The organism is Paenibacillus sp. 2TAB23, assembly GCF_052115165.1.
GTDB lineage: Bacteria > Bacillota > Bacilli > Paenibacillales > Paenibacillaceae > Pristimantibacillus.
Map to the genome: position 1 here is coordinate 54,635 of NZ_JBFRGD010000013.1, position 15,560 is coordinate 70,194.

The window sequence follows — 15,560 nt, forward strand, 5'->3', positions numbered from 1 at the left end:
TATGCTTCCCTGTCCTCAACTATATTTACATATATTTTACAAGCGATAATAAAACAATAAGCGAGGTTAATCAAAATGGAAATAGCAAATCAAAATGATAAGAGTATTAAAGTTGGAGACCATGTAAAAGCAGAGGTTCGATCCGGTCATTATATAGGGGAACTCGTCGAAATTAATGGACCTCGCGCCTTAGTCAAGGTGCTCGCTGTACTGAAGCATCCGGAGCAGGGGGATTTGCATAATCCCTATAATCCGGATGTTCCGATGTTCCATGAGCGGCGTGCCCTTAGCTATACCGAAAAAACAACGGTGCTGCTTCGTGATGTGTTGCCCTATGCGGGCTCCGTGCCGGAGTATGGAGCGTCATTGAAAGCTGCTGCTGAGGCAGAGGTTGCTTCGCTTGACCGCCTGCATCGCTGGGCGGCAAAAGCACTTGAACAGATGCAGCAGCTTCAGAAGGAATACAAATAGACAAACGGCTATCTATTAATGAAGACCGTTTTTAAGCTGCCGCGATAGATGATCTGGAACTGGAGTCCTTCGGACAAAGCTGCAAGCGGCACAAACAAGTTTGGCGACTTGCTGAAGTTATTGATGATGGCAGGAGGCGTTTCAAGCGTCCGAGCTGCGCCATTAACCGTAATGGCTGCGGATCCGGCAGCGATATCGACGGTTCGATCCGCCAGCTTAATCGAAGCCGTGCGCACCGAGGGGTTCCATTTCACACTCGTCCCCATTGCATCCGCTACGCTGCAAAGTGGCAAATAAGCATAGTAATTACAATGCGGGAGCCGCTCGTGCCGAGCAGCTCTTTGCCATCGATAACATTATGAATAGGCAGCTCCTGCACCGCAGTTTTTACCTCGCGAAAATCACCCCAACTGGCCCTGGCGAATGCTTTCCCCATAGCCGCGTAGCATGCATCGCTTGGATGTATGTCATCGTCTGCAATTAATGTGTATCCGAGCTCGTTATGTACGAAAGCTGCTATGGCAATTTGCGACCTCACATGATAGCCGTCTTTTGCCAGCCGTTGAACGATGAGGTTAAGGCGCTCACATAGCTGCTTGACGCTTGCTTCAAGGAACAAACGGTCGGCTTCTGGGTATAATGGAAAAACAAGAGCGCCGAGTCTTATCGGCTTGGGAATAGGCAAGTATTGGTCTACTACAATGATTTGCGCTTGGGGCTGGAGTCGGAGCATTAGCCGCAGCGCCGATTCGAGCTCGGATTCATATCCGCTTGGCGCTGACGATAAGCTCGTAGCTGCTGCGGTATCCGTGAAATAAGGCTTGCTCGTAACTCTACATAGCCGCATGGAATGGACTGCTCGGTGAAGCCATGCTCATAGCCTGCAGTCACAGAGTCTCCGACAGCGACGATACGGTAGGTTTTGGCTGTGGCGGGAGCCGCCATGCTTGATGGGGAGGCAGACTCTGCCCGTACGGTATGGCCAATCAGAGGAAGTCATGCAAACGTACTTACAAATAAAAACGCAATTATAACGCATGCTGCAGGCTGAACGGCCACTTTCCTTAACTTGCTATACAACAGGAACACTTCCTTCTGATAAAATATAAGGAAATAGAAGCAGCGAACTGTGCTATGCTTGTATTTCGCGGTGAATCGGTCTCAGCATTGCTTAATAAAGGCAGTATTCCTATGCTATTGTAGTAAAATAGTGCAAATAATTATGAAAATATTAAATTGATTCCGTTATGGCCTAATGTTAAAATAATATAATAATCGCAATGTCGCGGTATAGGCCCGGTATATGGTCAATTAATCGGATGCGCTCTTTTTGTCGAAGCAGCAGCCGTTTAGCTTATGGGTGGAAAGGAGCAGGCCGATGCGCCTCGCTGGCTACCATTCTATGATAAAACAAGCGAAAAATGAAGCGAAATGCGTATTCATCGATGCTTATTTTCAACACGTTCACGCTTACCCAAAAATCTTCTCATAGAAAGGTTGCACACAATGAAAGAACATATTTTGGGATTGCCGCCTAAGCAGGGGCTCTATGATCCGCAGTTTGAGAAAGATGCATGCGGCATGGGCTTTGTGGCCAACATCAAGGGAATCAAATCACACAAGGTCATCCGCCAAGCGCTGATGCTGCTCGAGAACATGGAGCATCGCGGCGGTCAAGGCAGCGAACCGAATACAGGAGATGGAGCGGGTATATTGCTTCAAATTCCGCATGCCTTTTTTGCAGCTGAATTAAAGAAGCAAGAAATCATGCTGCCTGCCGAAGGGCATTATGCCGTAGGCATGATTTTCATGCCCCAGGATGAAGCTGCTCGCACCGCAATTGAGCGTGAAGTGGAATCGATTGTACTGGAAGAGAACCAATCGGTAATCGGATGGCGTACAGTACCAACGGACGATAAGAAGCTAGGTGAATCGGCATTGGCTGTTAAGCCATATGTTCGTCAGCTATTTATTGGCATGAACGATAGCTTGAAGGACAACATGGCGTTCGAACGCAAACTCTATGTGATTCGTAAGCGTTCGGAGCTTGCGATTCGTTATGCCGGCAAAGAAGGCGGCAATATGTTTTATTTCTCGAGCTTGTCCTCGAGAAAGATCGTTTATAAAGGGATGCTTACAACCGAGCAGGTTCGCTCATTCTACACGGAGCTGAACGATGAGTCGGTTGTATCGGCAATGGCACTCGTGCACTCCCGTTTCAGTACAAACACGTTCCCAAGCTGGGAACGCGCGCATCCTTTCCATTACATGATTCACAATGGCGAGATCAATACGCTTCGCGGCAACGTGAACTGGATGCATGCCCGTCAAACGTTGTTTGCCACGGAGCTGTTCGGTGACGATATCGAGAAAATTAAGCCGGTCATTAACCCTGACGGCTCTGATACGGCTATGTTCGATAATACGCTTGAATTCCTGTTCTTGTCGGGCCGTTCGATGGCACATGCCGCAATGATGATGGTTCCAGAACCATGGTCCAACCATGAGAACATGAGCGACGAGCGCAAAGCGTTCTATGAATACCACAGTACGTTGATGGAGCCATGGGACGGACCGGCAGCGCTTGGTTTTACGGACGGCGTGAAAATCGGTGCGGTGCTTGACCGCAATGGTCTGCGTCCTGCGCGTTATTACGTAACGAAGGATGATCATATTATTCTCGGCTCTGAAGCGGGAACCGTTGAGATTCCGCCTGAAGATATTTTGTACAAAGACCGGTTGCGTCCAGGACGCATGCTTTTAGTTGATACAGAGAAAGGCCGCATCATTTCTGATGAGGAAGTGAAAGCGGAGATCGAGACAGAGCATCCTTACCGCGAATGGTTGAATGAGCATCTCGTCGATCTTGAGGATCTGCCTGAAGCGCCAGAGCTTCCCGAGCCGAATCACGCCACTGTTCAATTGAGACAGCAAGCTTTCGGCTATACGTTTGAGGACGTGCGGAAAGTGCTTGAGCCTATGGCTGGCAGCGGTGCAGAGCCGATTGCTTCGATGGGCTATGATGCGCCTCTTGCTGTATTGTCAGAGCGCCCGCAGCGCCTGTACAACTACTTCAAGCAATTGTTCGCGCAGGTAACGAACCCGCCGATCGATGCAATCCGCGAGGAAATCATTACGGCAACGGGTACGACAATCGGACCTGAACGAAACTTGCTTAACCCGGAGCCGGAGAGCTGCCGCCATATCAAGCTGGATACGCCGATTTTGTCCAATGAGCAATTCGCTAAGCTGCGCCATGTGCGTCGTCCTGGCTTCCGTTCCATCACGCTCCCGATCTTCTTCCCTGCAAGCGAAGGAGAAACGGGCTTGCGCGCCGCGCTTACACAAATGTGCGAAGCTGCTGACCGCGTAATCGCTAAGGGACATAACCTGTTAATTCTATCCGATCGCGGTGTGGACAAAGACAATGCTGCAATTCCCGCTTTGCTTGCGGTATCCGCTTTGCATCACCATTTGATCCGTCAAGGTACGCGTACGAAGGTAGCTATTCTGCTTGAGTCTGGCGAGCCGCGCGAAGTGCATCACTTTGCATTGCTGCTTGGTTACGGCGTAAGCGCAGTTAACCCGTACCTGGCTTTCGAAACGCTGGACGATATGATTCGCCAAGGCATGCTGCGCGGCGTGTCACATGATAAAGCAGTGAAAAACTTCATCAAAGCCGCCACTAAAGGGGTTATTAAAATATTGTCCAAAATGGGTATCTCGACGATCCAATCCTACCGCGGCGCTCAAATTTTTGAAGCACTCGGCTTGAAAGAGGATGTTATCAACGAGTACTTCACATGGACGCCTTCACGTATCGGCGGTATCGGTCTTGATGTGATTGCTGAAGAGACGTTGAAGCATCACAACCGTGCATTCTCAGAGCAAGAGGGAAGCGAGAAGGAGCTTGATTCGGGCGGCGATTACCAATGGCGCAAAGACGGCGAGGATCACTTGTTCACGCCGCAGACGATCCATACGCTTCAGATGGCTTCGCGCGCGAATGATTACAAGCTGTACAAGAAATTCTCAACGCTCGTTCAAGGCGAGGACAAGAAGCATTTGACGCTGCGTTCCTTGCTTCAATTCAAGGATGGACGTCAAGCGATTCCGTTAGACGAAATCGAATCGATCGAATCGATCGTGAAACGCTTCAAAACCGGAGCAATGTCGTTTGGTTCAATTAGTAAAGAAGCGCATGAGAGCCTTGCTATCGCGATGAACCGTCTTGGCGGCAAATCGAATACGGGCGAAGGCGGGGAAGATCCGGCGCGCTTTATCCCTGATGCGAATGGAGATTCCAGACGCAGTGCAATTAAACAAGTAGCTTCAGGACGTTTCGGCGTAACGAGCAACTACTTGGTAAATGCYGACGAGATTCAAATTAAAATGGCACAAGGCGCGAAGCCCGGTGAAGGCGGACAGCTGCCTGGCCTTAAAGTTTATCCTTGGGTAGCTGAGGTTCGTGGCTCCACTCCTGGCGTAGGACTCATTTCACCGCCGCCGCATCATGATATATATTCTATTGAGGATTTGGCGGAGCTCGTTCATGATTTGAAAAATGCCAACCCGCGCGCACGGATTAACGTTAAGCTCGTTTCCGGCGTTGGTGTAGGCACGATCGCGACTGGCGTTGCGAAAGGCCGCGCTGATGTTATCATGGTCAGCGGCTATGATGGCGGTACAGGCGCCTCTCCAATGGGTTCTATCCGTCATGCGGGTCTGCCTTGGGAGCTTGGTTTAGCTGAAACGCATCAAACGCTCATGCTTAATAAATTGCGTGACCGTGTCGTGCTTGAGACGGATGGCAAAATGATGAATGGCCGAGATGTTGCCATTGCAGTATTGCTAGGTGCGGAAGAGTATGGCTTCTCTACAGCACCGCTCATCGTGCTTGGCTGCATTATGATGCGTGTGTGCCAGCTGGATACATGTCCTGTTGGTGTAGCAACGCAAAACCCTGAGCTTCGCAAGAAATTCATGGGTGATCCAAGTCATGTGGTAAACTACCTGCGCTTCATTGCTGAAGAGCTGCGTGAAATTATGGCTGAACTTGGCTTCCGTACCATTCAAGAAATGGTCGGACGCGTTGATATTCTTGAAACGAAGCAGCTTCGCGAGCATTACAAAGCGAAGGGCATCGATCTTTCAGGCTTGCTGTACGAAGCGGATCTTCCGCAGGATGCTGTTCGCTACAACATCCAAGAGCAGAACCATGGCCTTGAGCTATCGCTTGATATGCAGCAGCTGGTTCCTCTTGCGCAAGCAGCGCTTGAGAACGGTGAACGCGTACGCGGTACCTTCCCGATCCTGAATACGAACCGTGTTGTCGGTACGATTCTAGGCAGTGAGGTTACTCGCCGCTACGGTGCAGCCGGATTGCCAGAAGATACGATTTCTTACCATTTTGTTGGGACGGCTGGACAGAGCTTTGGCGCATTCGTACCGAAAGGCATCACGCTTTCGATCGAAGGCGATTCGAATGACTACGTCGGTAAAGGCCTCTCTGGCGGTAAAATCATTGTTGCACCATCTCCAAAGGCAACTTTCGTGGCTGAGGAGAATGTCATTATCGGCAACACTGCCCTATATGGCGCGACTAGCGGTCAAGCGTATATCCGTGGCGCAGCAGGTGAACGGTTCGCTGTTCGTAACAGTGGAGCGAATGTCGTTGTAGAAGGCGTAGGCGATCATGGCTGCGAATATATGACAGGTGGACGTGTCGTTATCCTAGGCAACACAGGTCGCAACTTTGCGGCTGGTATGTCTGGCGGCGTTGCATACATCTACGACGAGAAAGGCGATTTCTACAATCATTGCAATCTTGAAATGGTATTGCTGGAGCGTCTTGAGGACTCGGTCGATGTAGCAGAGCTGCGGGGCTTGGTTGAATCACATGTGCAATATACGGAAAGCGCAATTGGATCACGTTTGCTGAATGATTGGGATGCTTCTTTGTCGAAATTCGTCAAAGTTATTCCGAAGGATTACAAACGTATGCTTGAGCAAATCCGTAAGGTTGAGGATACCGGTTTAGTTGGGGAAGCAGCATTGCTTGCTGCCTTCGAAGCGAATAAAAGAGAGCTTGCGCGCGCAGGCGGGAAATAATATATTTAAGCGTCGTAACTGAATGATTGAAATAAGGGACTGTCCCTGAAGTAGCAATAATTACTTCAGGCGACAGTCCCTTTTGTTTTTCGACAAAATGCCACCAAATTAGAAAAAAGATGCGTCCATTAACTGACAAATTCCATCCGGCGGGTCGGGTATAATGATGTTAATATTGGTATCATTATCACTTTTCTATTAGGAGTTTATTTTTATGAGTAGAGTAGAAGTCAAGATGACAACAGAAGAAGCAGTCATTTCTTCACCCTTCATTGTTCTTATAATAGATGACATATTCGAGCAGATCGGGATATGCAAGGCCAAATGGCCTGCAGTGGTAGATGGTACTAGCTCTCCAATCGTTCTGCACGTACAAAGTTAATGAACCATTTTGTTTCCTCAGCAGTAAGTACCCGGCCATCGATGGTCAGTTGATATTTATTCAGCAGATCATCATCGGAAAGCTCGAGTTGATCGACAAAATTCCGCACGCCATCGGTTAATTGCTGGCCACGGATGGATGTTCTGCCAACCAAATAGTCGACCGTAACTTGAAATAAGTTTGCAAACTTCAATAACGTTTCAGAGTCGGGCTCTCTTCGGTTTTTTTCATAATGTGATAATGCGGCGCGTGAGATACCTAACGCGGCAGAGGTATGCAGCTGCGTCCATTTCCGCTCAGCCCTAAGTGCCGCAAGTCGATTGCCGATATTCATCCAATGCCTCCTGTAATGAAAAAACTTCTGTCTATCTATTCTAATACGGATGTGAGAATTATGCATACATTTGCTGAAATTCATGAGGAAAAAGAATCAAATTATCTACTAGGTACGATGGAGGAATGGCAAATGGCGACGAATGCAAACGATACCTCGCGCGCCCACATCAGGCTTCGCTTCACGGAAGGCGTAAAGGCAGAGTTAAGATTGGTTAGCAAAGACGGTCAGCAGTTGACTCCCTCGACAACTACCGTTCTTTTGCTTAATTTGAGTCAAAGCGGTTTGTGCTTTCTGTCGGGTCTGCATTTGCCCGTTCAGCATAATTATTTTGTGGAATTTCGGATGACGATCTCAAATGTGCAAATTATTGTGAGAGGTCGAATCGTATGGAATGCGAAACAGGATAATCAATATGCACATGGCGTATTGTTCGAATGCTCGAATACGCTGCGTTCTTTGATCATAGGTGTAATGAATCAGGAAATATTGGAGAGACAGCCACAGCAGCAAAAAATCCATTATTTATATAGTCGGCTATTGAATACGAAAAGGCTGCATTACAGCGGATAGGTCATGATCAGGTATTAGGCGAGGACCTGTAAGAAGGGGGCTTATGCTTTGAAAATTATTTTGTTATCCGGCGGGTCTGGCAAAAGGCTATGGCCGTTATCAAACAGCAGCCGGGCCAAGCAGTATTTGTCGGTGCTAGAAAGCCCTGATGGGACGATGGAGTCCATGCTGCAGCGAATATGGCGACAGCTAGATGAGGCTGATCTGCAGGAGCATACGCGGATTTCGACCTGCCGCGATCAGCTCGAGCTGCTGCAGAGGCAGCTTGGTTCAGAAGCACCGGTCATTCTTGAGTCCGAGCAGCGGGACACATATCCAGCCGTGGCATTAGCTTCTGCTTATTTGTATTCGATTGCAGGTGTATCTTTAAGTGAAACGGTCATCGTAATGCCGGTTGACGCATTTGTGGAAAGTGATTTCTTTTCATGTATCAGAGGACTCCCGAAACTGGAGAGAGAGAGTCGCTCAGAACTGCTTATGGTCGGGACCAAGCCTTGCTGCCCATCTGAGCAATATGGATATATCATTCCGGAATCGAGCTGGCTGAGCGAGGAAGAAGGCTCGTATGAGCAGTCAGTAAGGCTATTCAAGGAAAAGCCATATGAGGCTGAAGCGTCAGCATTGATAAAAGCAGGTGCGCTATGGAATACCGGCATTTATGCTTTTAAGCTTGATTTTATGATCACAATGCTCATGAACCGCGGTCTGCCAATCCATTACGATGAGTTATACAAGCAATATTATAAGCTGCCTAAAGCGAGCTTCGAGGCTGAGGTTACGCAAAAAACGGCATTGTGCTCTGTTATTCGTTATGATGGGCAGTGGAAAGATCTAGGAACATGGAAAACCTTATCCCAGGAAATAGCCTTTGAGAGGATGGGGGCTGGAGACATCTCGCATGACAGCGACCAGTCGCAGCTATTTAATGAACTAGACATACCGATCTCAATTGTTGGATTGAACAATATCATAGTGGCTGCAAGCCCTGATGGGATTCTTGTTGCTAATAAAGACGCCGATTCGATGTTGAATGCAAAGCTTCAGTCCATGAACGAGAAGCCTAAATACGAGGAACGGCGCTGGGGGCATTCTAAGGTAGTAGATTCCGTTATACTTGCTTCAGGATTACATAGCATGACCAAAAGACTATTTATTGCAGCTGGAAACAATATGAGCTATCAGATGCATTTCAAACGCAAGGAAGCATGGACGGTTTTATCAGGAGAGGGGATTCTAATTCTTGATGAAATGTATAGGCATATTGGACCGGGGGATACGATAACGATACCGGAGCGAACCCGTCATAGCGTACGTGCCATCGTAAATATGGAGTTGATCGAAGTTCAAACAGGCGAGCAGATCGCGGATGACGACATCATTAGGCTCGGTATCACTTGGGATGAGATTACTAGTCAAATTAATATGGTATAGGAGACTAGAGTATGATGGTTCGGAATGAGCTGGCTGTCATTATTGCGAAGGTCATGGCTAGCAGAGGATCTATCGATATTACGTGCTACGGAGATGCGATGTATCCCCTCGTCCAGGATGGGAACGTATCCACATTCGTTAAAGTACGAGAGAATGATCTGCAGATTGGCGATGTGTGCTTGTTTGTAAACAAAGAAGGACAGCTTTTGTTATATCGAATCATTGACTTAGATGACGAACAGCAGCCAGCTATTTATACATTCCGAGCTGATACCTATGATGTGCCGGAGCTACCTGTTTCCTATTCACAAATCATCGGCAAGCTGAGGGCCGTTCATAGGGACGGCAGAGCCATTTATGTACATCATTGGCGCTCGCGATTGATTGAGGCTGCAGTACTGCAAATCCCTTATTGGAGAAAAATATCAAGGTGGGCTGCCCATAGACGTTATAATCGAGCGTCTGCAATTGGAAATGGACATTAATCTAAAAAAAAGTTGATACAATCATTACGAAAGAGAGAGGGAGCGATCTATCGGATGATATGTTCAAAGGACCGTTTTTATTGTGTTAGTTGCAGGGAGATGCTTACAAATCCTGAAGCGGATATTTTATTCCGAACAGGTTTTTTCCGAGTGGTACATCCAATGGGTTATTGCTTAGCATGCAGCGTGGAGCAGGATAAGCTGGATGCTATAGTAGGAACGGCGGGTAAGACCAGTAACTATGACTATAAAATGTTCCTTCGCGCAGATGCGAAAGTTGCCGAACATGTTATACAGCCCTATCGAACGAATGATAATTCAAGCCTCCATTCCGCAGCTCAGCTGTAGGATGGAGGTGTATTTTTTTGTAAACTTCCAATTGTTTCCTTGATCGTTTATAATGAATAAGATTTGGATTTTTGAAGGAGGAGCACGGATATGGAGCAGCCTATTGTTAAATTGCATAACGTAACTAAAAAAATTGGCAAAAGAACGATCATTGATCGATTGACGCTTGACTTGCCGCTTGGGGAAGTATTTGGTTTTCTTGGACCCAATGGATCAGGCAAAACGACAACGATTCGCATGATGGTGGGTTTGATGTCGCTCACTGACGGAGAAATTACGATTGGCGGGCACAGCATAACCAAAGAATACGAGAAAGCGATTCGTCATGTTGGGGCAATCGTAGAAAATCCTGAAATGTATAAATATTTAAGCGGTTACGATAATTTGATTCATTACGCACGGATGATTCCAGGCATTACCGAGCATCGTGTTCATGAGGTCGTTAAGCTGGTTGGACTAGAAGGCCGCATTCGCGATAAGGTTAAAACATACTCACTCGGCATGCGTCAACGTCTAGGTGTCGCTCAGGCCATCTTACATAAACCGCAGCTGCTCATATTGGATGAGCCGACGAATGGTTTGGATCCAGCAGGAATTCGCGAGCTTCGTGATTACTTGCGCCTATTGTCCAAGGAAGAAGGCATCGCTGTATTCGTATCGAGTCATTTGCTCTCCGAGATGGAGCTGATGTGTGACCGAGTAGCCATTATTCAGAACGGGAAGCTGATTGATGTAAGGACGATTAGAGGGGAGCACGCGGCTAAGGCAAGCAATCGGGTCGTCATTGAGATCGATCAACCGCAAGCAGCAATTAACGTATTGCAAGCTGCAGGCCTGTCAGGTGAGCTGGAGGGTGCCAATACGATTGCGGTAGAAGCAGATCGGGAGAGCACAGCTGCAATCAATGCTTCGCTCGTCGCCGCTGGTATTAAAGTATACGGTATTCGTGCACAAGTCAAAACATTAGAGGATCAATTCCTCGAAGTGACTGGAGGGGAACGAATTGGGTAATTTTTTGCCGCTGATTCAGAATGAGAATATGAAAATTTACCGTCGTCCTCGTACGTGGGTAATGGCAGGGATCCTGGTTTTACTAGTATTAACAATATCGATTTTATGGCTTATATTCGGTGAGAGAAGCAGCACCTCGATGTGGGATGTAGCCTTTATGGAATCATCCATTTTGTTCTTGCTCGTAACGATATTTACAGTTGTTATCGCAGCTGGGGGAGTCGCAGAAGAATTTACGAGCGGGACAATTAAATTGCTGCTGATCCGCCCGTGGTCGCGCTCCAAAATACTATTGTCTAAATATATATCGATTATGATATTCGCGCTTTTGCTTGCTATCATCTTGTTTGGCAGCACGATGCTCGTGAACTGGATTTGTTTTGGAATAAATGCAGGTCCAGATGCGGAAACAACCTTTGTAGGGATGGAAGGCGGCAGCCCGTTTTCCTATATGCTGAAATACTACGGTTTAACGCTGATTTCACTGGTTGTGACAGTAACCTTGGCTTTTATGCTGTCCACCATATTCCGCAGCAGCGGGCTTGCTATCGGATTTGCGTTGTTCCTGCTGCTTGGGGTGAATAGCTTTGTTGGACTCATTGCCATGCTGGATTATACGTGGATCGATTATTTGTTGTTTATCCACTTAAATCTAACTCAGTATTTAGATGGTAATCCAATGAGAGAAGGCATGACTTTAGGGTATTCCCTAGCCGTGCTTGGTGTATATTATGTCGTGTTCATCGCGCTAACCTGGTATATTTTTAAAAAGCGAGATGTTGCTTCATAGGAATAGACGAATCGATCTGTTGATGGGCTGTCTCGAAATACTTTTTTTTGAGACTCAGTTTCTGCTTTGTAAGTAATATTGAATGAACAAAAACCTTCAGCTCCACTTTCTAGTGGTGTTGAAGGTTTTTTTGTGCATAATATGTGGCTGATCAGTTGCTGTCCAGAATTGTCAATGCATACGAAAAAACGGCTCGCTGCACACAAAGCATGCAGACGAGCCGTTTTCTCGGGATAAAACTTTATTTTGCAGAGGCTAACTCAAGCTGTGAAAGAGCTTGTTCAATAGCCGGCGTGAAGGCGAAGGAGCGACCCTGCTGCTGTTCAGGCGGCAATTCAGCCAGCTGATCAATTCTTCTTTGTATTTCAAGGGATAGTTCGTTTACGCGCTGTGAATATTTTCCTGCGCTCAGCTCATTTTTACCGGTTAATGCCGTTTCGTAAGCTTTGACATAGGACGTGATCGCTGCTTCATACAAATTAATGTCCCAAGGGAATTTTTTCAGTCCTTCATCAATGACATCCAAGGATTCGTCGAATGAGCCTTTCGTTTGGAACAAACGATACTGGGACATAAGCAGGACACGGTTATAGGGATCCGCCTCTCTTCCGAGATTGACGGTTTGAATAGCATCCTCTAATAGTTCAGCATTGCTCGTCTGCGCATAGGCTTGCTCGAGCCAATTAACTTTCGTCAGTGCAAACGCGGAATGCGAAGGCGATGCATCAATAGCCTCGTCCAGCATGGGAAGCAGTTCATCTAGAGAAGTCTGCTGTTGAACGGCAAGCGCGTATGTCTTATCGTATTTATTAACCGCACTGGTTTCACGAGCGGCGATAATGATCGCAAATAGGGACAGTATCGCTAATAGAGATGGGACAGCAAGCTTGAACCAACCTTGGTCTGTTACTGTTTTTAAACTTATTCGCTCAAACGTAAGCTTGCTTCCGTAAGGCGCAAGCATGGAACCTAAGCAGATAAAGACAACTGCGCTGATAAAGACATAGCTCATATCGAAATCAATCGCACTGTGCATAAGCAGGCCTAATGAGAAGATGAAAAAGATAAAGTGACTGCCGCGCAGCTCAGGATGGCGAATGAATTTTCTAATGTATAAGCCATATACAAATGCTAGAAAAGCAATTAGCGCGATTAGTCCTAACCAGCCGCTTTCAACGAGTACTTGAACGAAAAAGCTATGGGCTTGTCGGCTCCAATATGGGTTGTTCTGATATTGCTCGTACATCGCCTGCCAAGCGCCGCCGCCGCCGCCAAGCAACGGGTAATCTTCGGCTACATGAAGACCGTCTTTGTAGAAGGTTAGTCGTTCAAGTACGCTATGCTGCTGAAGGTTAATGTTCTCAAAGCGGGTAGCAATTTTGTCAGGTAGCAAGCCGCGAATGGCACTGCTGCCAAGTAAGCTTCCGGCAGCTATAGCAGCCAGTATTATAGCGATAACAGGCATGGCTGCGAAGGACCATTTGCGCGTGGCAACCTTGGACAGCTTTGTCTCCATCCAGCCGCTCACTTTGGCATGATAGAGCATAACTAGAACAGTCGTCACAATCATTCCTAGAAGTAGGAGTCCCCAGTTCTGCAACGGCAAAGAGCTGAACAAGGAAATTGGACTTTCAGCTTTCGTTTCTGTTGGCTGCACAAGTTTAGCAATTGCATCCGCATTCGTTGTGAGCTTGCCTAATATGGCCATAGAGACAATTACGGATAGAACCATGAAAATGAGATAAGCAATTTGTTTCGTGAAACGAAGAAACGGAAGCAAAACCAGGATCATGACCGGAATAACAACGATTGCCCCGCGTGAATAGGTAAACATGAAGGAGATCCAGATTGGAACAAGCATAGCCGCATGAATGATTCGTGCAGAAGGACGAATACAGTGTACGGCATAATAAAGGCTAACTAGAAATAATGCGACGAGAAAGCCCGCATACGTATTTGAATATTGAAAAACCGAGGATAGACGGTAGCCGTCATGGGCTAGCCAAAGCGCGTCTCTGTAGTACATTTGACCAAATAAGTTGAAAATACCAAGCAGGACAATCAAGTAGGAAGAAAGCATGAGCGCATATTCGATCGTCTTGCGGGATTGCTTAGACTCCGCCAGATAGAGGCTGGCAATAAATAAAGCTGCGAGCAAGAAGAACACAAGCGTCATGAACTTTGCATAATAGCTGGATACGGCTTGAAAGGAAGAGAGCCAATAAATGAGCGGCAAAATCATGACGCCAATCGACAAAAAGCCCCTGTAGCTGTGATGCTGGGCTTTACGGTAAACGTAGGCGGCTGCGGCAATCAGCAGCACATATCCGAAAATAGCGGCAGTATAAATGGGTTTCTCAAAAGCTAGTTCATAACCATTAAACAAGCCTTTCTCGTAAGGGAAAATGACCAAAAATAAGGCGATACCAATTGTTCCAATCCAACGCAACAGCGCGACATCAGCGGCTGTCGCAGGCGTATTGGCTTTTTCATTCGTTCGTGCGCTCATTCGTAAGTACTCCTCATCCTTGTTATATGTATATAAATATCGGTTGCTTCTGTTTGTATTTTAACAAATAGGGGGGGAGATTACTAGAATAGAAGGGATGTAATTTGTATGTTGTTTACAAATTTGTAGGTAATGGGATTTGTCGAATACGGCGACGTTTCGCAAAAATTCTACAATTTGTTTGGTTTTGGAAGGAGAATTAGGTATGAAAATGGGAGGAACTTTGGTAAGATAACGAGAATGGATTTCACACCTATATGGATTAAATCGGTGTACTGATTTAAATTGAAACTATAGTTTGGAGATGGAATAGTTGGTTGTACGAGGTATGCAATATTTAAAGCGGAACAAGAGTATCATTTTACAATTTGTAAAAAGAGAAACCTTAAGTCGTTACAAAGGCTCACAATTAGGGTTTACTTGGACTATAATTACACCCTTATTAATGTTACTCGTTTATACATTTGTGTTTGGAGAAATTTTTCAGGCCAAATGGAAAACGGATAGTTCTAGTACAATAGAGTTTGCTATTATTATTTTTTGTGGACTTTCTACATACAACTTGTTTGCCGAAGTTATTTCAAGATCACCTCATTTGATTACTAGTAATCCTAACTATGTTAAAAAAGTGGTATTCCCTGTGGAAACTTTTTCAATTATAGCAGTTGGATCAGCCTTGATTAATGCAAGTATAAATTTTTTACTAGTTATCATTTTCCAACAGATCTTCGGCAGTGGTTTAAGCTGGAGCATTCTTATGCTGCCGTTTGTTCTTTTACCATTGATTTTATATACTCTTGGACTATCGTGGTTTTTGTCTTCTATAGGAGTGTTTTTACGAGATATAGGCCAAATCATTGGTGTTGCGGTTCAGGCCCTTATGTTGTTAAGTCCAATTTTTTATTCTATTGATGTTATACCTAATGAGTTCAAGTGGTTTTATCAATTGAATCCTATAACTTATTTTGTTGAAAATATTCGTAACGTTGTTATTTGGGGCGAACTACCTAGTATCAACTCATATTTAATACAATTAATTTCTTCGATTATCATTAGCATACTAGGATTAATATGGTTTAGAAAAACTAAACAAGGCTTTTCGGATGTCTTGTAAG

At 46.1% G+C, this 15,560-nt stretch carries 13 protein-coding genes; 9 read left to right on the forward strand and 4 right to left on the reverse strand.

The window, feature by feature from the left end:
- Positions 1–75: 75 nt before the first annotated feature.
- On the forward strand, positions 76–471 hold the full coding sequence (gene kapB, locus AB4Z29_RS18860; RefSeq protein ID WP_441944563.1) for a sporulation phosphorelay system protein KapB: 396 nt from the start codon (positions 76–78) through the stop codon (positions 469–471).
- 8 nt (positions 472–479) lie between these two features.
- On the opposite strand, the gene AB4Z29_RS18865 is transcribed toward kapB, so the two are convergent.
- Together AB4Z29_RS18865 and AB4Z29_RS18870 are read right to left on the reverse strand one after the other, a co-directional pair.
- Positions 480–725: a copper amine oxidase N-terminal domain-containing protein gene (locus AB4Z29_RS18865; protein ID WP_441944564.1), complete on the reverse strand. Its 246-nt coding sequence runs from the start codon at positions 723–725 to the stop codon at positions 480–482.
- A 20-nt stretch (positions 726–745) separates the two neighbouring features.
- Entirely contained in the window at positions 746–1,318 is a 573-nt protein-coding gene (locus AB4Z29_RS18870; RefSeq protein ID WP_441944565.1) for an SGNH/GDSL hydrolase family protein, read from the reverse strand.
- Positions 1,319–1,977: 659 nt separating this feature from the next.
- Here AB4Z29_RS18870 and gltB point away from each other — a divergent pair.
- On the forward strand, positions 1,978–6,582 hold the full coding sequence (gene gltB, locus AB4Z29_RS18875) for a glutamate synthase large subunit (RefSeq protein ID WP_441944566.1): 4,605 nt from the start codon (positions 1,978–1,980) through the stop codon (positions 6,580–6,582).
- A gap of 347 nt (positions 6,583–6,929) precedes the next feature.
- On the opposite strand, the gene AB4Z29_RS18880 is transcribed toward gltB, so the two are convergent.
- On the reverse strand, positions 6,930–7,298 hold the full coding sequence (locus AB4Z29_RS18880; RefSeq protein WP_441944567.1) for a helix-turn-helix domain-containing protein: 369 nt from the start codon (positions 7,296–7,298) through the stop codon (positions 6,930–6,932).
- 60 nt (positions 7,299–7,358) lie between these two features.
- Between AB4Z29_RS18880 and AB4Z29_RS18885 the strand changes: the two genes are divergently transcribed.
- The 6 genes from AB4Z29_RS18885 to AB4Z29_RS18910 all read left to right on the forward strand — a co-directional run bounded on the left by AB4Z29_RS18885 (position 7,359) and on the right by AB4Z29_RS18910 (position 11,936).
- Positions 7,359–7,871, forward strand: a complete 513-nt coding sequence (locus AB4Z29_RS18885) for a PilZ domain-containing protein (RefSeq protein ID WP_441944568.1) — start codon at positions 7,359–7,361, stop codon at positions 7,869–7,871.
- 48 nt (positions 7,872–7,919) lie between these two features.
- Positions 7,920–9,302 carry a sugar phosphate nucleotidyltransferase gene (locus AB4Z29_RS18890; RefSeq protein WP_441944569.1) on the forward strand — a complete coding sequence of 461 codons (1,383 nt, stop codon included), beginning with the start codon at positions 7,920–7,922 and terminating at the stop codon, positions 9,300–9,302.
- 11 nt (positions 9,303–9,313) lie between these two features.
- Positions 9,314–9,787 carry a hypothetical protein gene (locus AB4Z29_RS18895; RefSeq protein WP_441944570.1) on the forward strand — a complete coding sequence of 158 codons (474 nt, stop codon included), beginning with the start codon at positions 9,314–9,316 and terminating at the stop codon, positions 9,785–9,787.
- Between the two features lie 99 nt (positions 9,788–9,886).
- Complete coding sequence (locus AB4Z29_RS18900) at positions 9,887–10,135, forward strand: hypothetical protein (RefSeq protein WP_415840002.1); 249 nt, start codon at positions 9,887–9,889, stop codon at positions 10,133–10,135.
- 90 nt (positions 10,136–10,225) lie between these two features.
- On the forward strand, positions 10,226–11,146 hold the full coding sequence (locus AB4Z29_RS18905) for an ABC transporter ATP-binding protein (protein ID WP_441944571.1): 921 nt from the start codon (positions 10,226–10,228) through the stop codon (positions 11,144–11,146).
- Complete coding sequence (locus AB4Z29_RS18910) at positions 11,139–11,936, forward strand: ABC transporter permease (RefSeq protein ID WP_441944572.1); 798 nt, start codon at positions 11,139–11,141, stop codon at positions 11,934–11,936. The genes AB4Z29_RS18905 and AB4Z29_RS18910 overlap by 8 nt, the downstream gene beginning before the upstream one ends.
- 241 nt (positions 11,937–12,177) lie before the next feature.
- On the opposite strand, the gene AB4Z29_RS18915 is transcribed toward AB4Z29_RS18910, so the two are convergent.
- On the reverse strand, positions 12,178–14,445 hold the full coding sequence (locus tag AB4Z29_RS18915; protein WP_441944573.1) for an O-antigen ligase family protein: 2,268 nt from the start codon (positions 14,443–14,445) through the stop codon (positions 12,178–12,180).
- 313 nt (positions 14,446–14,758) lie between these two features.
- Between AB4Z29_RS18915 and AB4Z29_RS18920 the strand changes: the two genes are divergently transcribed.
- The gene (locus AB4Z29_RS18920) at positions 14,759–15,559 is read left to right on the forward strand and encodes an ABC transporter permease (RefSeq protein WP_441944574.1); all 801 of its coding nucleotides are present in this window, start codon (positions 14,759–14,761) and stop codon (positions 15,557–15,559) included.
- Position 15,560 lies beyond the last annotated feature (1 nt).